Below are 26,930 nucleotides of genomic sequence, written 5' to 3'. Positions count from 1 at the left end.
GGTCGCGCCCCCGACCCGGCCGAGGAGCCTCCCCGTGTGCACAGTCGTCGTCTCCGTCGCCCCGTCCGGCCCCTGGCCCGTGGTGTTCCTCGGCCTCCGCGACGAGGCCGCCGACCGCCCGTGGGATCCTCCGGCCGCCTGGTGGCCCGAGCTCGGCGAGCGGGTGCAGGGCGTCCACGACCGGGAGGCCGGCGGTGCCTGGCTGGCCACGGCGACGGACCCGGCCCGCGCCTCCGTCGTCCTCAACCGGCACGAACGGCCGCCGGAGCCGGAGGGCGGGTGGGAGACCCGGGGGGTCCTGCCGATCCGCGCGGCGGCCGACGGCGACCTGCCCGTCGGCCGCCCGCGCCAGCGTCCCTTCACGCTCCTCACCGCGGACCGGGAGGGGGCGCTGGTGACCTCGTGGGACGGCTCCGCGCTCCGGACCGAGCGCCTCGCCCCGGGGGTGCACGTGCTCACGCACGGAGCGGTGGACGACCCGTCGGTGCCGCGCGTGGCTCGCTGGGCCCCGCGGTTCCGTGCGGCGGAGGCGCCCACGGGGCCGCCGCCCGCCGAGAGCCGGGCGGACGGGCTCGGCGGTCTCGACGCCCTCGCCGACGCGGGCTCCTCGTGGGGTCCGTGGCTCGACGTGCTCCGCGAGAGCACGTCGCTCGACGAGCGCGACCCGGAGGCCCTGGTGCGCTCCGACCTGCTCGACGGCCGCTGGCTCGGGTCGCTGTCGCTCTCCCTCGTCGCGGTCGCCGCCGACGACGTCCGGCACGTGCACGTGAGGCTCGACGACGAGACGCGGCGTCATCGGGAATCAGCGGGGGCGACGCGCGGTTAGGGTCGGGAGCCACGCCCGACCCGGGCGCAGGAGCACCCCCGACCAGGAAGTCCGACGTGAAGATCACCGCGCCCCGCACCCGCCTCGCCCGCACCGTCGCCCTCACCGGCGTCGTCGCCGCCTCCGTGCTCGGCCTCAGCGCCTGCGCCCCCGCGTCGACCGACGGCGTCGTCAGCGCGCCGACCGGCAGCAGCAGCGCCGCGGCGGGGGAGGGCACGACCCTCGCCGACGTGCAGGACGCCGGGAAGCTCGTCGTCGGCACCGAGGGCACCTACAAGCCGTTCACCTTCCACGAGGACGGCTCCGGCGAGCTCACCGGCTACGACGTCGAGGTCGTCACCGCCGTCGCCGAGAAGCTGGGAGTCACGCCCGAGTTCCAGGAGACCCAGTGGGACGCGATCTTCGCGGGCCTCGACGCGGGCCGCTTCGACCTCATCGCCAACCAGGTCTCGATCACCGACGAGCGCGAGGCCAAGTACGACTTCTCGGCCCCGTACACGGTGAGCCGCGGCGTGGTCATCGTGCCGGCCGACGACACCTCCATCACGTCGCTCGCCGACCTCGACGGCAAGACCACCGCGCAGTCGCAGTCGAGCAACTGGTACACCACCGCCAAGGACGCCGGCGCCGACGTCGAGGTCGTCGAGGGCTGGGCGCAGTCGATCGCCCTCCTCGAGCAGGGGCGCATCGACGCCACGGTCAACGACGAGCTGACCTTCCTCGACTACCAGCAGACCGACCCGACGGCCGCGGCCGCGGTCAAGGTCGGCGCCACCACCGACGACGTCTCCGAGAGCGCCTTCGTGGTCGCGAAGGGGTCCGACGATCTCGTCGCCGCGATCGACGACGCCCTCGACGAGCTGCGCGCCGACGGCACGCTCGCCTCGATCTCCGAGAAGTACTTCGGCAGCGACGTCAGCGAGTAGCCCGTGCCGTCGTCCGACCTCTTCTGGCGGTCGCTCTGGCCGATCGTGTCGGGCGCCCTCGTGGCCTCGATCCCGCTGGCCCTCGCCTCGATGGCCATCGGGCTCGTCATCGCCCTGGTGGTCGCCCTCATGCGGCTGTCGCCGACGCGGTGGCTGCGGTGGCCGGCCCGCGTCTTCGTCTCGGTCATCCGGGGCACGCCGCTCCTCGTGCAGTTGTTCGTGGTCTTCTACGGACTGCCGTCGATCGGCGTGCGCCTCGACCCCTGGCCGAGCGCGATCATCGCGTTCTCGCTCAACGTGGGCGGCTACGGCGCCGAGGTGATCCGGGCGGCGATCCAGTCGGTGCCGCGCGGCCAGTGGGAGGCGGCGCACACGATCGGCATGTCGCGCTCGCTCGCGCTGCGGCGCGTCGTGCTGCCGCAGGCGGCGCGCGTCTCCGTGCCCCCGCTCTCGAACACGTTCATCTCGCTCGTCAAGGACACCTCGCTCGCCTCGCTGATCCTCGTCACCGAGCTCTTCCGGCAGGCACAGCAGATCGCGACGGTCTCGAACGAGTTCATGCTGCTGTACCTCGAGGCCGCCCTGGTCTACTGGGTCATCTGCCTCGCCCTGTCGACCGGCCAGGGCGCCCTCGAGAAGAAGCTGGACCGCCATGTCGCCCGCTGACGCCTCCGCCGCCGGCCCCGCCCGCGCCTCCTCGTCCGCCCCCGCCGTGCTGACCGTGACCGGGCTCACGAAGTCGTTCGGGGGCACGGCCGTGCTGAAGGGCATCGACCTCTCCGTCCGCCGTGGCAAGGTGGTCGCGATCATCGGGCCCTCCGGCTCGGGCAAGACCACGGTGCTGCGGTCGCTCAACAGCCTCGAGGTGCCCGACGGCGGCACCGTCGCCCTCTCGACCGGGCAGGTGCTCGACTTCGGGGCGGGGGCGTCGAAGCGCGAGCTGCTCGCCCTCCGCGACCGGTCGTCGATGGTGTTCCAGCACTTCAACCTCTTCCCGCACATGACCGTGCTGCAGAACGTCGTCGAGGGGCCGATCCGCGTCCAGGGGCGCGACCCGGGGGAGGCGCGGAGCGAGGCCCGAGGGCTGCTCGCGCGCGTGGGCCTCGGCGGCCGCGAGGACGCCTACCCCGTCGAGCTCTCCGGCGGGCAGCAGCAGCGCGTGGGCATCGTGCGCGCGCTGGCGCTCCGGCCCGAGCTGCTGCTCTTCGACGAGCCGACCTCCGCCCTCGACCCCGAGCTCGTCGGCGACGTGCTCACCGTCGTGAAGGAGCTGGCGGAGGAGGGCTGGACGATGATCGTCGTCACGCACGAGCTCGAGTTCGCCCGGCGGGTGGCCGACGAGGTCGTCTTCATGGACGACGGCGTCGTGGTCGAGCGCGGCACGCCGGCCGACGTCCTCAACCGCCCGCGCGAGGCGCGCACGCAGCAGTTCCTGCGACGGGTGCTGCGGCCGCTCGACGACTGACGCCGACCGCGGCGTGCGCGGGCCGGGCGGCCTCCGGGAACACACGGCGCCCTCGCGCCGTTGCACGACGGTGCCGTGGTCGACCCTCGGTACGATCGGCGAGAAGGGACACCGTGACCACCACCTCTACGACCGCCGGCCCTCGGGCCGCCGCGACGACCGCCTCCCCGGGGCCGCTCTCCGACGACGAGGCCGCGCGCCTCCGCGCCGACTTCCCGCTCCTCGCGCAGGAGATCTCGGGCGAGCCGCTGGCGTACCTCGACTCCGGCGCGACCGCGCAGCGGCCCCGTGCCGTGCTCGACGCGGAGCGCGCCTTCCTCGAGACGACCAACTCGGCCGTGCACCGCGGCGCGCACACGCTCGCCGCCCTGGCGACCGAGGCCTTCGAGGAGGCGCGGGAGACCGTGGCCGGCCTGCTCGGCGCCTCCGCGGACGAGGTCGTCTGGACGGCGAACGCCACGGACGCCCTGAACCTCGTGGCCTACGGCATGGCGAACGCGACCCACGGCCGCGGCGGCGAGCCCGCCCGGAGGTTCGCCCTCCGGCCCGGCGACGAGATCGTCGTCACCGAGGCGGAGCACCACGCCAACCTCGTCCCCTGGCAAGAGCTAGCGGCCGTGACGGGAGCGGTGCTCCGCGCCGTCGCGGTCGACGACGACGGCGTGTGGACGGCCGCCGACGCCGCGGCCCTGATCGGGCCCCGGACGCGCGTCGTGGCCGTCGCCCACGTCTCGAACGTCACCGGGCTGGTCGCCCCCGTCGACGAAATCGTCGCGCTCGCACACGCGGTCGGGGCCCTCGTCGTGCTCGACGCCTGCCAGTCGGTGCCCCACCGCCCCGTCGACGTCCGCGCCCTCGACGTCGACTTCCTCGCGTTCTCGGGCCACAAGATGCTCGGGCCGACCGGCATCGGGGTGCTCTGGGGGAGGGCGGAGCTGCTGGGCGCGCTGCCGCCCTTCCGCACGGGCGGGTCGATGATCACCACCGTCACGCTCGACTCGGCCGAGTACCTGCCCGCCCCGCAGCGCTTCGAGGCCGGCACGCAGCCCGTCTCGCAGGCCGTCGCCCTCGCCGAGGCCGTCCGGTACCTCCAGGCCGTCGGGCTCGACCGCGTGCAGCAGCACGAGGAGGCGCTGGCCGAGTCGCTCGTCACGGGCCTCTCCGCGATCCCCGGCGTCCGAGTCGTGGGGCCGCCCGCGGGCGTCGCCCGCTCGGGCCTCGCCAGCTTCGTCGTGGACGGCGTCCACGCCCACGACGTCGGGCAGTACCTCGACGCCCAGGGCGTCGCGGTGCGCGTCGGGCACCACTGCGCCCAGCCGCTGCACCGCCGGCTCGGCGTCACCGCCACCACGAGGGCGAGCACGTACCTGTACACGACCACGGAGGACGTGGCGCGGCTGCTGACCGGGGTCGCCGGGGTCCGCGCCTACTTCGGCGTGGACGACGGCGTGGCGGCCCCGGCCGGGGAGGGCGACCGATGAGCGGCGCCCTCGACTCCCTGTACCAGCAGGTGATCCTCGACCACGCCAAGGCGCGGCACGGCGACGGCGACCTGCCCGGGGCCGGCGCCGAGCACTACGAGCGGAACCCCACCTGCGGCGACGAGATCACCGTGCGCGTCGCGCTCGTCCCCGGGACGGACCGCGTCGAGTCGCTGCGCTGGCAGGGCGCCGGCTGCAGCATCTCGATGGCGTCCGCGTCCGTCCTCGCCGACGTCGCCCCCGGCCTGACGCTCGACGAGCTCCGGGTCCGGGTCGGGGCGTTCCGCGAGATGATGCGGTCGCGCGGTGCGGGCGAGCCCGACGACGAGCTGCTCGGCGACGCCGTCGCCTTCCACGGCGTCTCGAAGTTCGTCATGCGCGTCAAGTGCGGCATGCTCGCCTGGGTGGCGGCGGAGGCCTGCGCCGTCGAGCTGGCCGCGTAGCGGGGAGGGGCGTCGCCCGCCGCTAAACTGGCCGCCGTCCCCCGAACGCCAAGGAGCACACGACCGTGTCTGACCAGCCTGCCCCCGACGCCAGCGTCACCCCCGACAGCGGCGCCACCGCCCGCCCGGAGACGGTCGAGGTGACGCAGACGACGACCGGCCTCGAGCTGTTCACCGACAAGGCCGTCGTGGCGATCCGCGTGGCGGGCGAGCTCCGCGACCTCGCGTCCGAGGTGCACGCCGGCGACGTCGTCGAGCCGGTCCTGATCGACTCGCCCGACGGCCTCTCGATCCTCCGCCACTCGGCCGCGCACGTGATGGCCCAGGCCGTGCAGGCGATCAACCCGGAGGCCAAGCTCGGCATCGGGCCGCCCGTCACCGACGGCTTCTACTACGACTTCGACGTCGCCGAGCCGTTCACGCCCGACGACCTCAAGGCCATCGAGAAGGGCATGGAGCGGATCATCCGCCAGGGCCAGCGCTTCAGGCGCCGCGTCGTCACCGACGAGGAGGCCCGCGAGCTCCTGGCCGGCGAGCCCTACAAGCTCGAGCTCGTGGGGCTCAAGGGCGGCGCCGACGGCGTGGGCGACGACGGCGAGTCCGTCGAGGTCGGAGGGGCGGAGCTCACCGTCTACGACAACGTCGACCCGAAGACCGGCGACGTGGTCTGGTACGACCTCTGCCGCGGTCCGCACCTGCCGAGCACGCGACTCCTCGGCAACGCCACGAAGCTGATGCGCGTGGCCGCCGCCTACTGGCGCGGCTCGGAGAAGAACCCCCAGCTGCAGCGCATCTACGGCACGGCCTGGCCCACGAAGGACGAGCTGCGGGCCTACCAGGCCCGCCTCGAGGAGGCCGCGAAGCGCGACCACCGCAAGCTCGGCGTCGAGCTCGACCTGTTCTCGTTCCCGGACGAGATCGGCTCCGGGCTCGCGATCTTCCACCCGAAGGGCGGCATCATCCGCCGCGAGATGGAGGACTACTCGCGACGGCGCCACGAGGCCGCCGGCTACGACTTCGTCTACACGCCGCACATCACCAAGGCCAGCCTGTTCGAGACCTCCGGCCACCTCGGCTGGTACAAGGACGGCATGTTCCCGGCGATGAAGCTCGACGAGGCACGCAACGACGAGGGCGAGGTCACGCGCCAGGGCGCCGACTACTACCTCAAGCCCATGAACTGCCCGATGCACATCCTCGCCTACCGGTCGCAGCCGCGCTCGTACCGCGACCTGCCGCTCCGGCTCTTCGAGTTCGGCACGGTCTACCGCAACGAGAAGTCCGGCGTCATCCACGGCCTGACGCGCGTCCGCGGCATGACCCAGGACGACGCCCACATCTTCACGACCCGCGAGAAGATGAAGGAAGAGCTGACCGGCACGCTCGCCTTCGTGCTGTCGCTGCTCCGCGACTACGGCCTCACCGACTTCTACCTCGAGCTCAGCACGAAGGACCCGGAGAAGTACGTCGGCGACGACGACATCTGGGAGACCGCGACGTCGACCCTTCGCGAGGTCGCGGAGGAGTCCGGCCTCGAGCTGGTGCCCGACCCGGGCGGGGCCGCGTTCTACGGCCCGAAGATCTCCGTCCAGGCCCGCGACGCCATCGGCCGCACCTGGCAGATGTCGACGGTGCAGCTCGACTTCAACCTGCCCGAGCGGTTCGAGCTGGAGTACGCGGCCGCCGACGGCACGCGCCAGCGCCCGGTCATGATCCACCGGGCCCTCTTCGGCACCATCGAGCGGTTCTTCGGCGTGCTCACGGAGCACTACGCCGGGGCCTTCCCGGTCTGGCTCTCGCCGGTGCAGGTCGTCGCGATCCCGGTGGCCGACGAGTACGGCGACTACCTCGACGGCGTCGTCGCGCAGCTGAGGGAGAAGGGCGTGCGCGCCCAGGTCGACCACGGCGACGACAGGTTCCCGAAGAAGATCCGCACGCACACGAAGTCCAAGGTGCCGTTCCAGCTCATCGCCGGCGAGGAGGACCGCGCCGCGGGGGCCGTCAGCTTCCGCTACCGCGACGGCTCCCAGGAGAACGGCGTGCCCGTCGCCGACGCCGTCGCGAAGATCCTCGAGGCCATCGAGACGAAGGCCCAGGTCTGAGGGTGACGGCGAGCACGCCCGCCGGCTCCGGGGGAGAGGGCGCGACGCCCGCCCCCGGGGAGTCGGCGGGCGACTTCGCGGGCGTGCCCGACGCCTTCCAGCGACTCTGGACTCCGCACCGCGCCGTGTACGTCGCCGGCGGGCAGGGCGCGCACGACGACGACTCGTGCCCGTTCTGCCGTGCGCCGTTGCGACCCGACGAGGAGGCGCTGGTCGTCGCCCGCGGCCGCCACGCCTACGTCCTCCTGAACCTGTTCCCGTACAACCCGGGTCACCTGCTGGTCTGCCCGTACCGGCACGTCTCCACCTACGACCTCGCGACTCCCGAGGAGGTCGCGGAGATCGGGGCGCTGACGCAGACGGCCATGCGAGTGCTCACCGAGGTGTCCCACGCGCAGGGGTTCAACCTGGGCATGAACCAGGGAGCCGTGGGCGGCGCGGGGATCGCGGCGCACCTCCACCAGCACGTCGTGCCGCGCTACGCGGGCGACTCGAACTTCTTCCCCATCGTGGCGGGCACGAAGGCGATCACGCAGCTGCTCGGCGACGTCCGCACCGCGGTCGCCGAGGCGTGGCCGCACGACGAGGCCACTTCGGCACCGGCGGCGTCACCGGGGCCCGCAGCCTGACGAGTGCGCCTAAACTAGGCGCATCATGAGCGACAGCACCCCGACCTCCGTCCCCACCTCCGCCTCCTCGTCGACCGCCGCCGGCACGACCGGCTCCGACCGGGTCAAGCGCGGCCTCGCAGAGATGCTGAAGGGCGGCGTGATCATGGACGTCGTCGACGTCGAGCAGGCGAAGATCGCGGAGGAGGCCGGCGCCGTCGCCGTCATGGCCCTGGAGCGCGTGCCCGCCGACATCCGCTCGCAGGGCGGCGTCGCCCGCATGAGCGACCCCGACATGATCGACGAGATCATCGCCGCCGTCTCCATCCCCGTCATGGCCAAGGCCCGCATCGGCCACTTCGTCGAGGCGCAGGTCCTGCAGACCCTCGGCGTCGACTACATCGACGAGTCCGAGGTCCTGAGCCCGGCCGACTACGTCAACCACATCGACAAGTGGAACTTCACCGTCCCCTTCGTCTGCGGCGCGACGAACCTCGGCGAGGCCCTCCGCCGCATCACCGAGGGTGCGGCCATGATCCGCTCGAAGGGCGAGGCCGGCACCGGCGACGTCTCCGAGGCGACCAAGCACATCCGCACCATCTCGAAGGAGATCGCGCAGCTCAAGGGCCTCGCGAAGGACGAGCTCTACGTCGCCGCGAAGGAGCTCCAGGCTCCGTACGAGCTCGTCGCCGAGATCGCCGCGACGGGCAAGCTGCCCGTCGTCCTCTTCACCGCCGGCGGCGTCGCGACCCCGGCCGACGCCGCGCTCATGATGCAGCTCGGCGCCGACGGCGTCTTCGTCGGCTCCGGCATCTTCAAGTCCGGCAACCCGCGTGAGCGGGCGGCCGCCATCGTCAAGGCGACCACGTTCTTCGACGACCCGCAGGTCGTGGCCGACGCGTCCCGTGGCCTGGGCGAGGCCATGGTCGGCATCAACGTGCCCGACCTGCCGGCGCCCCACCGCCTCGCCGAGCGTGGCTGGTAGCCCCTCGACGGAGGCGCGGGGCCCCCGGGTGGGGGTCCTCGCCCTCCAGGGCGACTTCCGTGAGCACCTCGCGGTGCTCACGGCCCTCGGTGCCGAAGCCGTGCCCGTCCGTCGCCCCGACGAGCTGGCCTCGGTCTCCGGCCTCGTCATCCCCGGCGGGGAGTCCACCGTGATGGACAAGCTCTCCCGGACCTTCGGCATGGCCGAGCCCCTCCGTGCCGCGGTGGACGGCGGCCTGCCCGTCTACGGCACCTGCGCGGGCCTCATCATGCTGGCCGACCACGTCGTCGACGGCACCCCCGGGCAGCGCACGATCGGCGGGCTCGACGTCTCCGTCCGCCGCAACGCGTTCGGCGGCCAGACCGACTCCTTCGAGACCGACCTCGACGTGCCCGTGATCGGCGGCCCTCCCGTGCACGCGGTCTTCATCCGCGCCCCCGTCGTCGACAGGGTCGGGTCGCTGGCCACCGCGGTGGGCGTGCTCGACGACGGCCGCGTGGTCGCGGTCGAGCAGGGCTCCCTGCTCGGCACCGCGTTCCACCCCGAGGTCACGGCCGACTACCGGTTCCACGCCCGGTTCCTCGACAAGGCCCGCGCCTTCGCCTCCCGCTGACCTCTCCGGGCGGCGACGGCCGGTACACTGATCCGGATCATCTGCCGTAGGTAAGGAGCACCGTGTCCGGGCATTCCAAGTGGGCCACGACCAAGCACAAGAAGGCCGTCATCGACAGCCGTCGCGCGAAGTCGTTCGCCAAGCTCATCAAGAACATCGAGGTCGCCGCCAAGCAGGGCGGTGCCGACATGTCGGGCAACCCGACCCTGGTCGACGCGGTGCAGAAGGCCAAGAAGACCTCGGTGCCGAACGACAACATCGACCGCGCGATCAAGCGCGGCGCCGGCCTCAGCGGCGAGGTCGTCGACTACCAGACCATCATGTACGAGGGCTACGGCCCGAACGGCGTCGCCCTGTTGATCGAGTGCCTCACCGACAACAAGAACCGGGCCGCCGCCAACGTCCGCACGGTCATGTCGCGGAACGGCGGCACCATGGCCGACCCCGGCAGCGTGGCGTACAACTTCAGCCGCAAGGGCGTCATCGCGGTCATGAAGACCGACGAGCTGACGGAGGACGACGTCCTCGCCGCCGTCCTCGACGCCGGCGCCGAGGAGGTCACCGACCGCGGTGAGGGCTTCGAGATCGTGACGGAGCCGTCCGACCTCGTCCCCACCCGCACCGCGCTCCAGGACGCCGGGATCGACTACGACTCCGCCGACGTGGAGTTCGTGCCCGGCCTCAAGATCGAGGTCGACCTCGAGACCGCCCGCAAGGTGTTCCGGCTCGTCGACGCGCTCGACGACGACGACGACGTCCAGAACGTCTACGCCAACTTCGACGTGCCCGCCGACGTGCAGGCCGCGCTCGACGACGACGACGAAGACTGACGAGGCCGTGCCGCTGCGGGTGCTCGGCATCGACCCCGGCCTGACGCGCTGCGGCGTCGGCGTGGTCGAGGTCGACGCCCAGCGGCGCGCCACCCTCGTCGCCGTGACGGTCGTCCGGTCGGGCGTCGACGAGCCCCTCGAGCAGCGGCTCATGACGATCGGCCGGGGCATCGAGGCCCTCGTCGACGAGCACCGGCCCGACGCGATGGCGATCGAGCGCGTCTTCGCGCAGGACAACCTGCGCACCGTCATGGGCACCGCGCAGGTCAGCGGGCTCGCGCTGCGTGCCGCCGCCGAGCGGTCGATCCCAGTGGCGCTGCACACCCCCTCCGAGGTGAAGGCCGCCGTCACCGGCTACGGGTCCGCCGACAAGGCCCAGGTCGCCGCCATGGTGGCCCGGCTGCTCGGCCTCGCCGAGCCGCCCCGTCCGGCGGACGCCGCCGACGCCCTCGCCATCGCGATCTGCCACGCCTGGCGTCGCGACGGTCGCACGACCACCGTGCCGTCCGCCTCGTCCTCGGCGTCGGGCGGTGCCGGCACGGCCGCCGGGCTGACGCCCGCCCAGCGGGCGTGGCGCGACGCGGAGAAGCGTCAGCGGGCTCCTAGGCTGGGGGCATGATCTCGTCCGTCCGGGGAACCGTGCTGTCCGCCTCCGGGACGACCGTCGTCGTCGAGGTCGGGGGAGTGGGCCTCCGCGTCGGCGTCACGGCCCAGCTCGCCCTGACCCTGCGGCCCGGCGAGACGGCGATGCTCCACACCGCCCTCGTCGTCCGAGAAGACGACCTCTCCCTCTTCGGCTTCGCCGACCGCGAGGAGCTCGAGGTCTTCGACCTGCTCCGCAGCGTGACGGGCGTCGGCCCGAAGAGCGCCCAGGGAGTGCTCGGGCACCTCAGCCCGTCGCAGGTCGCCCACGCCGTCGCCGACGACGACGACGCGGCGTTCCGTCGCGTCTCGGGCATCGGCCCGAAGACGGCGAAGCTGATCGTCCTGTCGCTGGCCGGCAAGCTCGACGTCGCGGCGTCCGCACCCAGCGTCACCGCCGCCTCCAGCACGGCCGCCGACGTCCTCGTCGCGCTCGTCGGCCTCGGCTGGTCGGAGCGCGAGGCCCAGGCGGCGATCGACTCCGTCGTGGCCGCCCGGGGCGACGACGTCGCCGCGGCCGTGCCGCAGCTGCTCCGGGCGGCGCTCGGCCACCTCGGGCCGCAGAAGTCGCTCGGCGCCCGCTCGTGACCGACGCCGACCTGACCCGGCCCACCGTCGAGTCGGAGGCGGAGCTCGCCTTCGAGGGCGCGCTCCGGCCGACCTCGCTCGGCGAGTTCGTCGGGCAGGCGAAGGTCCGCGGGCAGCTGGAGCTGCTCCTCAAGGCCGCCGCGATGCAGGGGCGGTCGCCCGACCACATCCTGCTGGCCGGTCCGCCCGGGCTGGGCAAGACGACCCTGGCGATGATCGTGGCCCACGAGAGCGGCCGCCCCCTGCGCATGTCGTCCGGGCCGGCCATCCAGCACGCCGGCGACCTCGCCGCCGTGCTCTCGGCCCTCGTGCCGGGCGAGGTCCTCTTCATCGACGAGATCCACCGCATGGCGCGCTCCGCGGAGGAGATGCTCTACCTCGCCATGGAGGACTACCGGATCGACATCATGGTCGGCAAGGGCGCGGGGGCCACGAGCATCCCCCTCGAGCTCTCGCCCTTCACCCTGGTGGGGGCGACGACCCGCAGCGGGATGCTGCCGAACCCGCTCCGCGACCGCTTCGGCTTCACGGCCCACCTCGAGTTCTACGACGAGGCGGAGCTCGCCGAGGTGCTCCGACGCGCCGCCTCGCTCCTCGGCATCGCCGTCGACGGAGAGGCCCTGGCCGAGATCGCGGGCCGGTGCCGCGGCACGCCGCGCATCGCCAACCGCCTGCTGCGCCGGGTGCGCGACTACGCCCTCGTCCACGGCCGTGACGCCGACCTCGCGACGGTGCGCGCGGCGCTCGAGCTCTACGACGTCGACGACCTGGGGCTCGACCGCCTCGACCGGGAGGTCGTCAAGACCATCCTCACCCGGTTCGACGGGGGGCCCGTCGGGCTCGGCACCCTCGCGGTCTCCGTCGGGGAGGAGGCCGACACCATCGAGTCGGTCGTCGAGCCCTTCCTCGTCCGGGTGGGCCTCCTGGTCCGGACCCCGCGCGGGCGGGTGGCCACCGCGACGGCGTGGCGGCACTTCGGCCTGTCGCGCGGCTCAGGGGCGCTGTTCGGCGATGAACTATGATCTCCGGAGGTCGGTGAGGCCAGGGGCCCCCGCAGCACCGCCGCCGACGACAACCTCCTAGCTCCGAAAGGCAGTTCCTCATGGACGCCACATCGCTCATCATGGTCCTCCTCCTGGTGGTCCTCGTCTTCTTCATGTTCCGCAACAAGAAGAAGCGCGACCGCCAGCAGGCCGAGCTGCAGACAGCGCTCGTCCCCGGGGTCGAGGTCATGCTGACCTTCGGCGTCTACGGCACCATCGTCTCGATCGACGACGAGACCACCACGGCCGAGGTCGAGGTCGCCCCGGGCACCGTCCTGAAGGTGCACCGCCAGACCCTCGGCCGGGTCGTGACGCCCCCGGTCGCCGCCGACGACGAGACCGTCGTCGACGAGGCCGACGAGGCCGACGACGTCGACGGCCGTCCCGCCGCCGCACCGGTCGACCTGACCAAGCCCGCCTTCGGCGAGCGTGCCCCGGGCGACCGGGTCGACACCTCGGCCTCCGACGACGAGAACCCCCGCACCGTCTAGACCGCCGTCGCGGGGCCACGACGTGGCCTCGCTCGACCACCGGCGCGCGCTCCTCACCAGGGCGCGCGCTCCCATGAGAAAGCAGACTCCTCCGTGGCACGCTCGACGCCGGTCAAGAAGGCCCTTCGTTCCCTGACCTGGTTGTTGGTCATCATCGCGGGGCTGACCGCCCTCAACGGCACCGCCACCCTGCTGAACGGCAAGGCCGACTGGGCCGCCGGCGCCAGCTGGGTGCCCGAGCTCGCGCTCGACCTGCAGGGCGGCACGCAGATCACCCTCGCGGCACAGCTCGCGAGCGGCGAGTCCGTCTCGAGCCAGCAGCTCGACCAGGCCGTGACGATCATCCGTCAGCGCATCGACTCGGCCGGGGTCTCCGAGTCGGAGATCACCCGCCAGGGCTCGCAGAACATCGTCGTCTCCATCCCCGGCCGGCCCGACAACGCGACCCTCGAGCGCATCGAGGCCTCGGCGCGCCTGACCTTCCGCCCCGTCCTCTACACGGAGGCCGTGAGCACGGCCGCCGTCGGGGGCGACGACACCGACGGCGCCTCGGCGAGCCCGTCCGCCACGCCCTACACGCCGAACCCCGAGCTCAACTCGACCCCCACCGCCTCGCCGACCAACGCCTCCGACCTGGCGTGGATCACCGAGCAGCTGGCCGACGAGTACACGAACTACCAGTGCGCCGCCGACAACGACCTCGCCACCGCGCCGGACGACGAGCCGCTCGTCACGTGCTCGACCGACGGCACGTCGAAGTTCATCCTCGGCCCGGTCGAGGTGCAGGGCAGCGACATCAGCGACGCCACCAACGGCCTCGCCACCGACTCGCAGGGCAACTCGACGAACACCTGGGCCGTGAACCTCGAGTTCAACGGCCAGGGCTCGCGCGAGTTCAGCGACGTCACCTCCCGCCTCGTGACCCTGCAGGCGCCGCAGAACCAGTTCGCGGTCACGCTCGACAACCAGGTGATCACCGCCCCGTCCGCCAACGCCGCGATCACCGACGGCAAGGCGCAGATCACCGGCTCGTTCACGCAGGACACCTCGAAGACCCTCGCCGACCAGCTCAAGTTCGGCGCGCTGCCGATCAGCTTCACGGTGCAGAGCAACGAGAACATCACGGCGACGCTCGGCCAGACCCAGCTCGTCAGCGGCCTCATCGCCGGCCTGATCGGCCTCATCCTCGTCGTCATCTACTCGCTCGTGCAGTACCGGGCGCTGGCCTTCGTCACGATCCTGTCGCTGGTCATCGCGGCGACCCTGACCTACCTCGTCATCGCGATCCTCTCGTGGCGGGAGGGCTACCGGCTCTCGCTCGCCGGCGTGACGGGGTTGATCGTGGCCATCGGCATCACCGCCGACTCGTTCATCGTGTACTTCGAGCGCATCCGCGACGAGCTCCGTGACGGGCGCATCCTCGAGTCCGCCGTCGAGTCGGGCTGGCGTCGGGCCATCCGCACGATCATCGCGTCGGACACGGTCAACTTCCTCGCCGCCATCACGCTCTTCATCCTCGCGGTGGGCAACGTGAAGGGCTTCGCGCTCACGCTCGGCATCACGACGGTCATCGACCTGATCGTCGTGGCCCTGTTCACGCACCCGATGCTCCAGCTGATCGCCCGCACGCGCTTCTTCGGCGAGGGCAACCCCCTCAGCGGGCTCGACCCCAAGGCCCTCGGCGCGGTCTACCGCGGCCGGGCACAGTTCCGCACCCCGGCACCCGTCGGGGCTCGCAAGGGCGCCGGTGGCCGCGAGGCCGCCAAGCGCCAGACCATCGCGGAGCGCAAGGCCGCCGAGAAGAACGGCGACCGTGTCGACGACACGACGCGCACTGACGGGAAGGACTCCTGATGGCCAGTTTCTCGAAGTTCGGGAACGACCTCTACACGGGGGCTCGCTCCTACGACATCGTCGGCCGACGCCGTACCTGGTACATCGTCGCCGTCGTCGTCCTCATCCTGTCGGCCACGGTGCCCTTCCTCCGCGGCGGCTTCCACTTCGGCATCGAGTTCACCGGCGGGTCCGAGTTCCAGGTGGCCCAGCCCGCCTCCCTCGACCAGGACGTCGCGAGCGAGACCGTCGAGGCGACGGCGCCCGGCTCGACACCCCGCGTGACGCAGGTCGGCTCCGACACCATCCGCGTGCAGACCTCGCAGCTGGAGCCGGCGCAGACGAACGACGTCGCTGACGCCCTGGCCGAGGCCTACGACGTCCCCGCCGACCGGGTCACGTCGTCGTTCATCGGGGCCTCGTGGGGCGCCGACATCACCGGCCAGGCCATCAAGGGCCTCGTGATCTTCCTCATCCTCGCCGCGATCGGCATGACGCTCTACTTCCGGACGTGGAAGATGTCGCTGGCCGCCATGGCGGCCCTGCTCCACGACCTCGTCCTGACGGCCGGCATCTACGGCATCGTCGGCTTCGAGGTCACCCCCGCGGCCGTCATCGGCTTCCTCACCATCCTGGGCTACTCGCTCTACGACACGGTGGTGGTCTTCGACAAGATCCGCGAGAACACCACGGAGGACGGCGAGAGCTCGAGGCGGACCTTCGCGCAGTCGGTCAACCTCGCCGTCAACCAGACGCTCGTGCGGTCGATCAACACCTCCGTGGTGGCCCTGCTGCCCGTCGCGGCGATCCTCTTCATCGGCGCGTTCGTCCTCGGGGCCGGCACGCTGCGCGACATCTCGCTCGCCCTGTTCATCGGCATCCTCGTGGGCACCTACTCGACGATCTTCATCGCGTCGCCGCTCTACGCGACGCTGCGGATGCGCGAACCGGCCCTGGCCGACCGCGACGCGAAGAAGACGGCGGCCTCCGCCCCCGTCACGGCCGAGGAGCGCGCCGAGGTCGGCTCGTGACCGCCGCCGCCGGCTCGTCCGACTTCCCCGACGTCACCGCCGCGGAGGCCGTCGCCCTCGTCGCCGACGGCGGCTACCTGCTCGACGTCCGCGAGCGTTCCGAGTGGGACGCCGGCCACGCGCCGCAGGCCTTGCTCGTGCCGCTCTCCGAGCTGGGGGAGCGCCTCGACGAGGTGCCGACCGACCGAGACGTGCTCGTCGTCTGCCACTCGGGGATGCGCTCGATGCGTGCCTCGGCGGCGTTGCGTCGGTCAGGTCGCCGAGCCGTCAACGTCGAGGGCGGCATGCTCGCCTGGCGCGACGCCGACGGCGAGCTGACCCGCGACGGCGGGGGGCCGGCGTCGGTCGACTGACCGCGAGAGGGTAGCGTTGTCGGAGCGGGTCACCGCCACGGCCACCACCCACCCGACGGGGCCGAGGAGGCCCCAGGACGAGAGCGAGGCGCGGTCGTGACCGAGATCACCACGAGGAACGACGCGCCGCCCGAGCCTCAGGGCACGGCGTCGCTCCGCACGCTGCTGCCCCGGCTCTTCTCCCGGAGCCAGCCGGCCGGTGCCGTCGACCGCCTGGTCAAGACCGTCCGCATGCACCACCCGAAGGCCGACCTCGTGGTCATCGAGAGGGCCTACAGCGTCGCCGAGCGCGCCCACCAGGGGCAGCTGCGGAAGAGCGGCGAGCCGTACATCACGCACCCCGTGGCCGTCGCCCAGATCCTCGCCGACCTCGGCATCGGCTCCAAGACCGTCGCCGCCGCCCTCCTGCACGACACCGTGGAGGACACCGACTACACGCTCGACATGCTGCAGCGGGACTTCGGCGACGAGATCGCGATGCTGGTCGACGGCGTCACCAAGCTCGACAAGCTGAAGTACGGCGACAGCGCCCAGGCCGAGACGGTCCGCAAGATGGTGGTCGCGATGTCGAAGGACATCCGCGTGCTCGTCATCAAGCTGGCCGACCGCCTCCACAACGCGCGCACCTGGGGCTTCGTCGAGTCCGAGTCGGCGACGAGGAAGGCCACCGAGACCCTCGAGATCTACGCGCCGCTCGCGCACCGGCTCGGCATCCAGGCCATCAAGTGGGAGCTCGAGGACCTCTCCTTCGCCGTCCTCCACCCGAAGCTCTACGTCGAGATCGACAACCTCGTCAAGCAGCGCACCCCGCAGCGTGAGCAGTTCGTGCAGAACGTCATCGACGCGGTGAAGTCAGACCTCAAGTCGACGAAGATCCGGGGCGACGTCGTCGGCAGGCCGAAGCAGTACTACTCGATCTACCAGAAGATGATCGTGCGCGGCCGCGAGTTCGACGAGATCTACGACCTCGTCGGCATCCGGGTCCTGGTGAACTCGCTGCGCGACTGCTACGCCGTGCTGGGGTCCATCCACGCCCGCTGGAACCCCCTGCCGGGTCGCTTCAAGGACTACATCGCGACGCCGAAGTTCAACCTCTACCAGTCGCTGCACACGACGGTGATCGGGCCGAAGGGCCGACCGGTCGAGATCCAGATCCGGACGCACGAGATGCACCAGCGCGCGGAGTTCGGCGTCGCCGCGCACTGGAAGTACAAGCAGCGGATGAACGGCGGCCGTGACGACTCCAGCACGGGCGCGCGCACCGAGACCGACATGGCCTGGCTCGCGCACATCTCCGACTGGCAGGCCGAGACGGCCGACCCCGGCGAGTTCCTCGACAGCCTGCGCTTCGAGATCGGCGCCAAGGAGGTCTACGTCTTCACGCCGCAGGGCAAGGTCATCGGCCTGCCCTCCGGCGCCACGCCCGTCGACTTCGCGTACGCCGTGCACACCGAGGTGGGCCACCGGACGATGGGCGCCAAGGTCAACGGCCGCCTCGTGCCGCTCGAGAGCGTGCTCAACAGCGGTGACGTCGTCGAGGTGTTCACCTCGAAGAACCCGGACTCGGGCCCCAGCCAGGACTGGCTGAGCTTCGTCAAGAGCCCCCGGGCCCGGAACAAGATCCGTCAGTGGTTCACCAAGGAGCGCCGCGACGAGGCGATCGAGCAGGGCAAGGACGCCATCGCGCGGGCGATGCGCAAGCAGAACCTGCCGCTGCAGAAGCTGATGAACCAGGACTCGATCGCCGAGGTCGCCTCGCAGCTTCGACACGACGACGTCTCGAGCCTGTACGCCGCCGTGGGCGAGGGCCACATCTCGACGCAGTCGGTCATCGAGAAGGTGCTCGCCGCGGTGCAGCAGCAGAACGAGGTCGACGAGGGCGAGTTCGAGTTCCCGAGCAAGGGCGTCACGCGTCCGCTCCGCAACAGCGACTCGGGCGTGCTCGTCCGTGGGGCCCCCGACATCCTCGTCAAGCTCGCCAAGTGCTGCACGCCGGTGCCGGGTGACCAGATCGTCGGGTTCGTCACGCGGGGCCAGGGCGTCAGCGTGCACCAGGCCAACTGCCACAACGTGCAGGGACTGATGAAGGAGCCCGAGCGGATGATCGACGTCGAGTGGGCGCCGTCCTCGAAGAGCGTCTTCCTCGTCCAGATCCAGATCGAGGCCCTCGATCGCAGCGGCCTGCTCTCCGACGTGACCCGGGTGCTCTCCGAGCACCACGTCAACATCCTCTCCGCGAGCGTGTCCACGTCCGACGAGCGCCTGGCCCTCAGCCGCTTCGTCTTCGAGATGGGCGACACCACGCACCTCGACCGCGTCCTCAACGCCGTGAGGCGGATCGACGCGGTCTACGACGTCTACCGGGTGAGCGCCGGCTGACGGGCCTGCCCTCCGTCGACCCGGTGCCTCAGCCGAGCACCGGGTCGACGAGGGCTCGCAGGAGCGCCTGCGCCCGGGCGCGACCGACCGCCGACGAGTGTCGCCGCGAGAGCGACAGGACGGTACGCGGCTCCACCTCGTGCTCTGAGAGCACGCGGAGGGCGAGCTGCTCCGACCTTCCGCTGACGTCGTCCAGCCGGAGCAGGTCGAGCACCGTCCGCGCCGGCGACGTCACGAGGGCTCCGCCGAGGTGGACGACCTCGTCGTCGTCGATCCGCACCTCCGACACGCGGCTGCCCGACGGAGCTCCGCGGCTGCGGGCCGACGACGACACGAGGCACTGGAGGTCCGGGGGAGGCGCGGCGCAGGCCCCCCAGATCCAGGCAGCGGTGCGGCGGGCCGCGATCGTCCTCGACGAGGACTCGGACAGGACGGACCGGGCCCGCGCCTCCGCGTCGTCGGGGTCGGCCACGGACGACCAGCGGTCACCGAGGGCGTAGAGCTCCCCGTCGAGCACGGCAGCCCGCAGCTCGGCCTCGGGGAGGTCCCGAGGGCTGAGGAGGCGGGGGAGCGGTCGGCGCACGTGCCCAGCTTGGCGCACCGGGGCCGGGACGACGGACCGCCCGCGCTCTCCTGTGGAGAGGGCGGGCGGTCGTGGTCGATCGGGGCGACGCGTCGCGGGCCGGTCAGGAGCCGAGTGCGTCCAGCCAGACCCGGCGGGCGTCGAGGGCCTCGCGGGCCTCCGCGACGCGACGCGCGTCGCCGGACGCCTCGGCCGCCGTCAGCTCCTCCTGGAGCTTGGTGATGGCGTCCTGCAGCTGGCTCGCGAGGCCCTCCGAGCGGGCCTTGCGCTCGGGGTTGTTCTTCTCCCAGAACTGCTCGTCGAGCTCGCGCACGTGCGACTCGACCTTGCGCAGGCGGTCCTCCACCGAGCGGAGCTGCTCGCGGGGCACGCGGCCGATCTCGTCCCAGCGCAGCTGGACGGAGGTGAGCTGCTCACGGGCCGGCACCCGGTCGGTCACCGTGAGGATCTTCTCGGCCTCGTCGAGCAGGGCCAGCTTGGCCGCGAGGTTGCCCTCGTACTCGACGTCGTCCTGCGCGGCGATCTCGCCCTTGGCGGCGTAGAGGACGTCGCCGGCCCGCTTGAAGCGCGCCCACAGGGCGTCGTCGTACTTCTTGCCGGCGCGGCCCGCGCGCTTCCAGTCGTCGAGCAGGTGGCGGTACTCGGGGATGCCGTCCGCACCGCGGGCCGCCAGGGCGTCCGCGGCCTCGACGAGGGCCTGCTTGCGCTGACGGGCCTCGCGGTGGGTGGAGTCGAGCTCGGCGTAGAACGCCTTGCGGTGCTGGTCGATGGTCGACCGGGCCGCTCGGAAGCGCTTCCAGAGGTCGTTGCCCTCGCCCTTGGGGATGCGCGGTCCGTCCTGCTGGTGCTTCTGCCAGCGGGCGAAGATGTCGTCGACCGAGGCGGTGACCTGCTTCCACTGCACGCGCGCGGGATCCTGCGCGGCGAGCGTCTCGGCCTCGACGACCAGCGACGTGCGGTAGGCGACGGCCTCGGTCAGCGCCTCCTGCGCCTCGGCGCTCTGCTTCTCGGTCATCTCGCCGACGGTCGAGTCGAGGGCGGCCACGCGCGTGCGCAGGGCCTCGATGTCGCCGACGGCGCTCGGCTCGACGAGCTGCTGGTGCAGGGCCTTCACCGTCTTCGCCACGTCGGAGGCGGAGGCGCCGCGCTTCACCCGCTGCTCGAGCAGGGTGACCTGCCCGTTCAGCTCGGTGTACTTGCGCTCGTAGTAGGCGAGGGCCTCGGCGGGCGTCGCGTCGGGGTACTGCCCCACGGCGCGCTCGCCCTCGCCCTCGCGCACGTACACGGTGCCGTCGTCGTCGACTCGGCCCCAGGGTGCCCGATCGTCAGTAGCCACTGTCATCCCTTGCTGGAGGTGCTCGTCGCGGCGCTCAGGACGAGCCCCCGCGATGGGTGCCCAGCCTATTGCACGAGGAGGCGCGGAGGACTACTCCAGGGAGGCGGACGTGATGGTGGTCGGCACGACCGGCGCGCCGTCCGTCTCGCTGGTGCCCGGCGTGAGGCCAGCGTCGGTGACGTTCGCGGTCAGCTGGTCGAGGCCGCTCGTCACCCGGCCCACGACCGTGTACCCGCCGGTCGAGGCGTCGAGGTAGGTGTCGCCGTAGGTGACGAAGAACTGGGTCGACTGCGAGTCGGGGCTCTCGCCCCTGGCCATCGCGATCGTGCCCGCCGGGTACAGGCCGTCGGACGGCACGTTCTCGAGCGGCCCGAAGGTGAAGCCGGCGTCGCCCGTGCCGTCGCCGTTCGCCGAGCCGCACTGGAGGAACTCGGCGGAGTCGGCGTCGCTCATGCGGTGGCAGCTCGTGCCGGTGTAGAAGCCCTTCCGCACCAGGTCGACCAGCACGGAGGTCGCCTGCGGCGCCGCGGCGCCGTCGAGCTCGACGCCCAGCTGCACGTCGTCGTTGAGGTCGAACTGCCCCGTCCAGGTGCGCCCCTCGGCGATCTCGGCGCTCGGGACGTCGCCGGTGCCGGTCGCCTCGGCCGTCGACGAGGCGCTCGGCGAGGGGGTCGACGCCGCCGTGCCGGGGTCGTCCTTGCCCCACACCACCTGCGTGAGCACGGCGAGGCCGACGACGACCACCACGGCCACGACGGCGAGGACGTCGTCGCGGCGGCGCCGGGCGACCTGGGCGGCGTGCACCTGCTGCCGGGCGGTGTACCGCCGCAGCCTGTCGCGGGACTCCCGGTCGTTCTTCGTCGCAGCCACGCGTGTCCTCCGTGCTCGGTCGTCGCTCGGCCCCGTGCGGACGAGCTCGTGCGGTGGGATCGACTGTATCGGGGCGGACGGCGGCGCCGACGACCGCTCCCGTGTCGGGGGCCCGGTCTAGCATGGGTGCCCATGAGCCCGCTCCCGCAGAGCTCGACCCCACTCGCGGTCCGCATGCGCCCCACCAGCCTCGACGAGGTCGCCGGCCAGCGACACCTGCTGCGGCCCGGCTCGCCACTCGTCACCCTCGCCTCCGACACCACGGGGGAGCAGGGCGCGGTCTCGGTCATCCTCTGGGGCCCGCCCGGCACGGGCAAGACGACCCTCGCGCAGGCCATCGCGCACAGCTCCGGCAGGCAGTTCATCGAGCTGTCCGCCGTCACCGCGGGCGTCAAGGACGTCCGTCAGGTGATGGAGAAGGCGCTGACGAACCGGGACCTGTACGGCACGACGACGGTCCTCTTCCTCGACGAGATCCACCGCTTCACGAAGGCGCAGCAGGACGCCCTGCTGCCCGGGGTCGAGAACGGCTGGGTCATCCTCATCGCCGCGACCACCGAGAACCCCTCGTTCTCGGTCATCACGCCCCTGCTGTCGCGGTCGCTCCTCCTCACGCTCGAGCAGCTGAGCGACGACGACCTCGGCGACCTCGTCCGTCGCGCGGTCCACGACCCCCGGGGCCTCGACGACCGGGTCGTCCTCGACGACGAGGCGCTGTCGACGATCGTCCGGCTCGCGTCCGGCGACGCCCGTCGGGCGCTGACCGCGCTCGAGGCGTCCGCCCACGCCGCGACCGCGACGACGGCCGAGCTCACCGCCGCGGGCGCCGCGACCGAGGAGGTCGACGCCGACGCCGACTACGACCCCGACGCCGAGTACGGCGACGACGGCGACGGGGGCGACGGCCGACCGGTCATCACCGCCGAGACCGTCGCCCAGTCGGTCGACCGCGCCCTGCTCCGCTACGACCGCAACGGCGACGAGCACTACGACGTCATCAGCGCGTTCATCAAGTCCGTCCGTGGCTCCGACGTCGACGCCGCGCTGCACTACCTCGCCCGGATGATCGAGGCGGGGGAGGACCCTCGCTTCATCTGCCGGCGCATCATCGTCTCCGCCTCGGAGGACATCGGGATGGCCGACCCGAACGCGCTGACGGTGGCCGTCTCGGCGGCGACGGCCGTGCAGATGATCGGCATGCCGGAGGGGCGCATCCCGATGGCCGAGGCCGTCGTGTACCTCGCCACGGCGCCGAAGTCGAACCGCTCGTACAGCGCCCTGGACGCCGCCATCGCCGACGTCAGGGCGGGAGGCGCCGGCCCCGTCCCGAAGCACCTCCGAGACGCGCACTACCCCGGGGCCCGCCGCCTCGGGCACGGCAAGGGCTACAAGTACGCGCACGACTCAGAGTTCGGCGTGGTCGAGCAGCAGTACCTCCCCGACGAGATCGTCGACCGCACCTACTACGACCCCACCTCGAACGGCAACGAGCGCGACGTCGCCGCCCGGCTCGAGAAGCTGCGCCGCATCACCCGCGGCCGCTGACGCCCGAGCGCGACTCGCCGCCTCGGTCCTGTCGCGCAGCCGCAGCCGCTCCTGTATGCTCGTGGGGTTGCCTAGAACTCGGGTGTCGATGCGCGGCTGCTGAAGACGTCCCCGAGAGAGGTGCGACGACCTGTAGCCGGTCGCCACCGCGGCACTCACCCCTCTTGTTACGCCTGCCGGCGCTCGCGCGCTGGGCCGGCCCTCCATGATCCACGACAAGAACAGGACGACCGTGTCGACCAAGTCACGTACCCGCAGCAAGACCCGTCTCTCGCGTGCCCTCGGCATCGCGCTGACCCCCAAGGCCGCCCGCTACCTCGAGAAGCGTCCCTACGCTCCCGGCGAGCACGGCCGCACCAAGCGCAAGACCGACAGCGACTACGCCGTCCGTCTCCGTGAGAAGCAGCGCCTGCGTGCCCAGTACGGCATCCGCGAGGCCCAGCTCCGCATCGTCTTCAACGAGGCCCGCAAGGCCTCGGGCCTGACCGGTGAGAACCTGGTCGAGCTGCTCGAGACGCGTCTCGACGCCCTGGTCGTCCGTGCCGGCATCGCCCGCACCACGGCCCAGGCCCGTCAGATGATCGTGCACCGTCACATCCTCGTCGACGGCAAGCTCGTCGACCGCCCCTCCTTCCGTCTGAAGGAGGGCCAGATGATCCACGTCAAGCCCAAGAGCGAGAAGATGGAGATCTTCCAGGTCTCCGCCGCCGGTGGCCACGTCGACCTCCTCCCCAAGGTGCCCGCGTACCTCGAGGTCGAGATCGACAAGCTGCAGGCCCGCCTCGTGCGTCGCCCGAAGCGCGCCGAGGTCCCCGTGACCTGCGAGGTCCAGCTGGTCGTCGAGTACTACGCCGCCCGCTAGCACCTGCTCCACAGCGACTCCGGAGGGAGCGCGCCGCTCACGTGGCGCGCTCCCTTCGTCGTCCCCGGCGGCCCGGTGCCCGACCGCCCGGCCGTTCGAAGTAAGCTGACGTGTCGACCCGCGCCGTCCCGGCGCAGACCCGTGAGGAGCACCCGTGAAGAGCCTGATCCTGCTGTCCGTCGGCGTCGTCCTCGGGCTCGGCATCGCGCACCTCGCCGTCCGCACGGCCGGGGGGCAGCGCCTCCTCGACGACATCGACGGCAGCGTCACCTCGTTCCGCGCCGCGGTCGTCGACGGCTACAAGACCCGTGAGGCCGAGCTGCGCTCGGCGACGGACCCCACGACCGAGGGCTGACCCGGCCGGGGCCCCGCGCCTCCTCGTCCGCCCCCGCACATCACCGCAGCACCCCTGGGAGAACCATGCAGACCGCAGAGATCCGCCGCCGTTGGCTCGAGTACTTCGGTGAGCGAGGCCACACCGTGGTCCCGTCCGCCTCCCTGGTCAGCGACGACCCGTCGCTGCTCTTCACGGTCGCCGGCATGGTGCCGTTCATCCCTTACCTCACCGGCCTCGTGCCGACGCCCTGGCCCCGGGCCACCAGCGTCCAGAAGTGCATCCGCACCAACGACATCGAGGAGGTCGGCAAGACGCCGCGGCACGGCACCTTCTTCCAGATGAACGGCAACTTCTCGTTCGGCGACTACTTCAAGGACCGCGCGATCGAGTACGCGTGGGGGCTGCTGACCTCGAGCGAGGCCGACGGCGGGCTGGCCTTCTCGCCGGACGACCTCTGGGTGACCGTCTACGAGGAGGACGACGAGGCGATCGAGCTCTGGAAGCGCATCGCGGGGCTGCCCGACGAGCGGATCCAGCGCCTCGGGAAGGACACGAACTACTGGCACACCGGCCAGCCCGGTCCCGCAGGCCCGTGCTCCGAGATCTTCTTCGACCGTGGCCCGGCCTACGGCGTCGACGGCGGCCCCGCCACCGACGACGACCGCTACGTCGAGATCTGGAACCTCGTGTTCATGCAGTACCAGATCGACAACGTGCGCTCGAAGGTCGACTTCGACATCGTGCGCGAGCTGCCCGCGAAGAACATCGACACCGGCATGGGCCTCGAGCGTGTCGCGTTCCTCAAGCAGGGCGTCGACAACATGTACGAGATCGACCAGGTCCGCCCCGTGCTCGACGCCGCCGCGGAGCTGTCCGGCCGCCGCTACGGGGCCGTGCACGACGACGACGTCCGCATGCGGGTCATCGCCGACCACGTGCGGAGCGCGCTCATGCTGCTCTCCGACGGCGTCCGTCCGTCGAACGAGGGCCGCGGCTACATCCTGCGTCGCCTGCTCCGCCGCGCCGTGCGGTCCATGCGCCTGCTGGGTGTGGAGGGGGCCACCTTCCCGGTGCTCTTCGCCGCCTCACGGGACGCCATGAAGGCGGCCTACCCCGAGGTCGAGACCGACTACGACCGCATCTCACAGCTCGCCGTCGGCGAGGAGGAGACCTTCCTCCGCACCCTGTCGGCCGGCACCGACATCCTCGACATCGCCGTCGCCGACACGAAGCGCCGCGACGAGGGCTCCGGCTCCCCGCGACTCGCGGGCGACACGGCCTTCCTCCTCCACGACACCTTCGGCTTCCCGATCGACCTGACGCTCGAGATCGCGGAGGAGAACGGCCTGACGGTCGACCGCGAGGCCTTCGACCGCCTCATGAGCGAGCAGCGGGCCCGCGCCAAGGCCGACGCGAAGTCGCGGAAGACCGCCCTCGCCGACCTCAGCGTCTACAGCGCGTTCCGTGCCCACGGCGAGACCGTGTTCACGGGGTACGACGTGCTCGACACCGAGTCGACCGTCCTCGGCATCATCGTCGACGGTGCCTCCGTCGACCGTGCCGTCGCGGGCGACATCGCCGAGGTGATCCTCGCGGAGACCTCGCTCTACGCGGAGTCCGGCGGGCAGGAGGCCGACGCCGGCAGCATCGTCGGCACGGGCTTCGACCTCGAGGTGCTCGACGTGCAGAAGCCGGTCAAGGGCCTCATCAGCCACCGGGTGCAGGTGCGCTCCGGCGAGGTCGGCGTCGGGGACGCCGCCACGAGCGTCGTCGACCCCGTGTGGCGCCGCGGCGCGACGCAGGCGCACTCCGCGACCCACCTCGTGCACGCGGCGCTCCGCGAGGTGCTCGGGCCGGAGGCGCACCAGGCCGGCTCGTACAACAAGGCCGGCTACCTGCGCCTCGACTTCAACTGGAACCAGGCCCTCAGCCCCGCCACGCGGTCCGAGATCGAGGAGATCGCGAACCGTGCCATCCGCGACGACCTCCAGGTCGTCACCCGCGAGATGCCCCTCGACGAGGCCCGGGCGATGGGCGCCATGGCCCTCTTCGGCGAGAAGTACGGCGAGACCGTGCGGATGGTCGACATCGGGGGCCCGTGGTCGCGGGAGCTCTGCGCCGGCACCCACGTCTCGACGAGCTCGCAGGTCGGGCTCGTGAACCTGGTGAGCGAGACCTCCGTGGGCTCGACCAACCGCCGGGTGGAGTCGCTGGTCGGCCTGGACGCGTTCCGCGAGTTCGCGTCGGAGCGCGCGATCGTGGCCCAGCTCACGTCGTCGCTCAAGGCGCCGCGCGAGCAGCTGCCCGAGCGCGTGGGCGACCTGGTGGCGAGCCTCAAGGCCGCCGAGAAGCGGATCGCGGAGTTCGAGTCCGCCCAGCTCGCGACCCGGGTGCCCTCGCTCGCGGCGACGGCCGCTCCGGTCGGCGAGCTGACCGTCGTGGCCGAGGACGTCGGCGCGCTGCGCACCACCGACGAGCTGCGGTCGCTCGTGACGTCCGTGCGCGAGCGTCTCGGCTCCTCGTCCTCGTCCGTCGTCGCCCTGGCGGCCGACGTGCAGGGCAAGCCCGCCGTCATCGTCGCCACGACCGACGGTGCTCGTCGGGCCGGCGTGAAGGCGGGCGCCCTGGCTCGCGCGGCCGCGGGCGTGCTCGGCGGCGGGGGAGGCGGCAAGGACGACCTCGCGCAGGGCGGCGGCTCCGACGTGGCCGCCGTGCCGGCGGCGCTGGCCGGCATCGTCGCGGCCCTCCGGGGCTGAGG

The 26,930-nt window shown here is 72.0% G+C and carries 26 protein-coding genes; 23 read left to right on the top strand and 3 right to left on the bottom strand.

From position 1 onward, the window contains the following. Positions 1-34: 34 nt before the first annotated feature. The 19 genes from IFT45_RS17115 (at position 35) to IFT45_RS08705 (ending at position 18,639) form a co-directional block, all read left to right on the top strand. A complete protein-coding gene (locus IFT45_RS17115) occupies positions 35-826 on the top strand; it encodes an NRDE family protein (RefSeq protein WP_192127688.1) in 792 nt (263 codons plus the stop codon). A gap of 56 nt (positions 827-882) precedes the next feature. After that, complete coding sequence (locus IFT45_RS08790; RefSeq protein WP_255465404.1) at positions 883-1,752, top strand: amino acid ABC transporter substrate-binding protein; 870 nt, start codon at positions 883-885, stop codon at positions 1,750-1,752. Positions 1,753-1,755: 3 nt separating this feature from the next. Beyond that, positions 1,756-2,418 (top strand): amino acid ABC transporter permease, encoded by a 663-nt coding sequence (locus IFT45_RS08785; protein WP_056054613.1) that lies wholly within the window; start codon positions 1,756-1,758, stop codon positions 2,416-2,418. Beyond that, positions 2,405-3,217, top strand: coding sequence for an amino acid ABC transporter ATP-binding protein (locus IFT45_RS08780; RefSeq protein WP_192127686.1), 813 nt, complete (start codon positions 2,405-2,407; stop codon positions 3,215-3,217). Before IFT45_RS08785 ends, IFT45_RS08780 begins: the two co-directional genes overlap by 14 nt. 113 nt (positions 3,218-3,330) lie before the next feature. Then, positions 3,331-4,698, top strand: coding sequence for a SufS family cysteine desulfurase (locus IFT45_RS08775; protein WP_192127684.1), 1,368 nt, complete (start codon positions 3,331-3,333; stop codon positions 4,696-4,698). Next, complete coding sequence (sufU, locus tag IFT45_RS08770) at positions 4,695-5,141, top strand: Fe-S cluster assembly sulfur transfer protein SufU (protein WP_167259138.1); 447 nt, start codon at positions 4,695-4,697, stop codon at positions 5,139-5,141. Before IFT45_RS08775 ends, sufU begins: the two co-directional genes overlap by 4 nt. A gap of 140 nt (positions 5,142-5,281) precedes the next feature. Continuing rightward, on the top strand, positions 5,282-7,243 hold the full coding sequence (gene thrS / locus IFT45_RS08765; RefSeq protein ID WP_371810939.1) for a threonine--tRNA ligase: 1,962 nt from the start codon (positions 5,282-5,284) through the stop codon (positions 7,241-7,243). Positions 7,244-7,245: 2 nt separating this feature from the next. Continuing rightward, positions 7,246-7,872, top strand: a complete 627-nt coding sequence (locus IFT45_RS08760) for an HIT domain-containing protein (RefSeq protein WP_192127681.1) — start codon at positions 7,246-7,248, stop codon at positions 7,870-7,872. A 25-nt stretch (positions 7,873-7,897) separates the two neighbouring features. Next, on the top strand, positions 7,898-8,836 hold the full coding sequence (gene pdxS / locus IFT45_RS08755) for a pyridoxal 5'-phosphate synthase lyase subunit PdxS (RefSeq protein ID WP_056054631.1): 939 nt from the start codon (positions 7,898-7,900) through the stop codon (positions 8,834-8,836). Next, positions 8,826-9,449, top strand: a complete 624-nt coding sequence (gene pdxT, locus IFT45_RS08750; RefSeq protein WP_056054635.1) for a pyridoxal 5'-phosphate synthase glutaminase subunit PdxT — start codon at positions 8,826-8,828, stop codon at positions 9,447-9,449. The genes pdxS and pdxT overlap by 11 nt, the downstream gene beginning before the upstream one ends. 62 nt (positions 9,450-9,511) lie before the next feature. Beyond that, complete coding sequence (locus IFT45_RS08745) at positions 9,512-10,279, top strand: YebC/PmpR family DNA-binding transcriptional regulator (RefSeq protein ID WP_185232602.1); 768 nt, start codon at positions 9,512-9,514, stop codon at positions 10,277-10,279. 13 nt (positions 10,280-10,292) lie between these two features. Continuing rightward, a complete protein-coding gene (gene ruvC / locus IFT45_RS08740; RefSeq protein ID WP_192045901.1) occupies positions 10,293-10,898 on the top strand; it encodes a crossover junction endodeoxyribonuclease RuvC in 606 nt (201 codons plus the stop codon). Beyond that, positions 10,895-11,509, top strand: coding sequence for a Holliday junction branch migration protein RuvA (gene ruvA / locus IFT45_RS08735; protein ID WP_056054645.1), 615 nt, complete (start codon positions 10,895-10,897; stop codon positions 11,507-11,509). Before ruvC ends, ruvA begins: the two co-directional genes overlap by 4 nt. Next, positions 11,506-12,531 (top strand): Holliday junction branch migration DNA helicase RuvB, encoded by a 1,026-nt coding sequence (gene ruvB / locus IFT45_RS08730; protein ID WP_056054648.1) that lies wholly within the window; start codon positions 11,506-11,508, stop codon positions 12,529-12,531. The genes ruvA and ruvB overlap by 4 nt, the downstream gene beginning before the upstream one ends. 80 nt (positions 12,532-12,611) lie before the next feature. Further along, positions 12,612-13,043, top strand: coding sequence for a preprotein translocase subunit YajC (gene yajC / locus IFT45_RS08725; RefSeq protein ID WP_192127679.1), 432 nt, complete (start codon positions 12,612-12,614; stop codon positions 13,041-13,043). Between the two features lie 93 nt (positions 13,044-13,136). Next, positions 13,137-14,897, top strand: coding sequence for a protein translocase subunit SecD (gene secD / locus IFT45_RS08720; RefSeq protein WP_185232606.1), 1,761 nt, complete (start codon positions 13,137-13,139; stop codon positions 14,895-14,897). Beyond that, on the top strand, positions 14,897-15,907 hold the full coding sequence (gene secF / locus IFT45_RS08715) for a protein translocase subunit SecF (RefSeq protein ID WP_192127676.1): 1,011 nt from the start codon (positions 14,897-14,899) through the stop codon (positions 15,905-15,907). The genes secD and secF overlap by 1 nt, the downstream gene beginning before the upstream one ends. Then, the gene (locus IFT45_RS08710) at positions 15,904-16,260 is read left to right on the top strand and encodes a rhodanese-like domain-containing protein (RefSeq protein WP_192127675.1); all 357 of its coding nucleotides are present in this window, start codon (positions 15,904-15,906) and stop codon (positions 16,258-16,260) included. Before secF ends, IFT45_RS08710 begins: the two co-directional genes overlap by 4 nt. A 96-nt stretch (positions 16,261-16,356) precedes the next feature. Beyond that, positions 16,357-18,639: a bifunctional (p)ppGpp synthetase/guanosine-3',5'-bis(diphosphate) 3'-pyrophosphohydrolase gene (locus IFT45_RS08705; RefSeq protein ID WP_082514350.1), complete on the top strand. Its 2,283-nt coding sequence runs from the start codon at positions 16,357-16,359 to the stop codon at positions 18,637-18,639. Between the two features lie 28 nt (positions 18,640-18,667). Here the strand turns inward: IFT45_RS08705 and IFT45_RS08700 are convergent, their stop codons facing one another. The 3 genes from IFT45_RS08700 to IFT45_RS08690 all read right to left on the bottom strand — a co-directional run bounded on the left by IFT45_RS08700 (position 18,668) and on the right by IFT45_RS08690 (position 21,428). Next, the gene (locus IFT45_RS08700) at positions 18,668-19,222 is read right to left on the bottom strand and encodes a hypothetical protein (RefSeq protein WP_192127673.1); all 555 of its coding nucleotides are present in this window, start codon (positions 19,220-19,222) and stop codon (positions 18,668-18,670) included. A 103-nt stretch (positions 19,223-19,325) separates the two neighbouring features. Beyond that, the gene (locus tag IFT45_RS08695; RefSeq protein WP_197982295.1) at positions 19,326-20,564 is read right to left on the bottom strand and encodes a DUF349 domain-containing protein; all 1,239 of its coding nucleotides are present in this window, start codon (positions 20,562-20,564) and stop codon (positions 19,326-19,328) included. 84 nt (positions 20,565-20,648) lie between these two features. After that, entirely contained in the window at positions 20,649-21,428 is a 780-nt protein-coding gene (locus IFT45_RS08690; protein WP_192127671.1) for a peptidylprolyl isomerase, read from the bottom strand. 132 nt (positions 21,429-21,560) lie between these two features. On the opposite strand from IFT45_RS08690, the gene IFT45_RS08685 reads away from it, so the two are divergent. The 4 genes from IFT45_RS08685 (at position 21,561) to alaS (ending at position 26,928) form a co-directional block, all read left to right on the top strand. Continuing rightward, complete coding sequence (locus tag IFT45_RS08685) at positions 21,561-22,973, top strand: replication-associated recombination protein A (protein ID WP_082514460.1); 1,413 nt, start codon at positions 21,561-21,563, stop codon at positions 22,971-22,973. Between the two features lie 232 nt (positions 22,974-23,205). Next, positions 23,206-23,835 carry a 30S ribosomal protein S4 gene (gene rpsD / locus IFT45_RS08680; protein WP_082514352.1) on the top strand — a complete coding sequence of 210 codons (630 nt, stop codon included), beginning with the start codon at positions 23,206-23,208 and terminating at the stop codon, positions 23,833-23,835. Between the two features lie 154 nt (positions 23,836-23,989). After that, a complete protein-coding gene (locus IFT45_RS08675) occupies positions 23,990-24,190 on the top strand; it encodes a hypothetical protein (protein ID WP_167259154.1) in 201 nt (66 codons plus the stop codon). Between the two features lie 65 nt (positions 24,191-24,255). Continuing rightward, a complete protein-coding gene (alaS, locus tag IFT45_RS08670) occupies positions 24,256-26,928 on the top strand; it encodes an alanine--tRNA ligase (RefSeq protein ID WP_192127669.1) in 2,673 nt (890 codons plus the stop codon). Positions 26,929-26,930 lie beyond the last annotated feature (2 nt).

Source organism: Frigoribacterium sp. CFBP 13707 (assembly GCF_014842245.1).
In the GTDB taxonomy this organism is placed as follows: Bacteria; Actinomycetota; Actinomycetes; order Actinomycetales; family Microbacteriaceae; genus Frigoribacterium; species Frigoribacterium endophyticum.
This window is presented reverse-complemented; position numbering and strand designations above follow the sequence as displayed.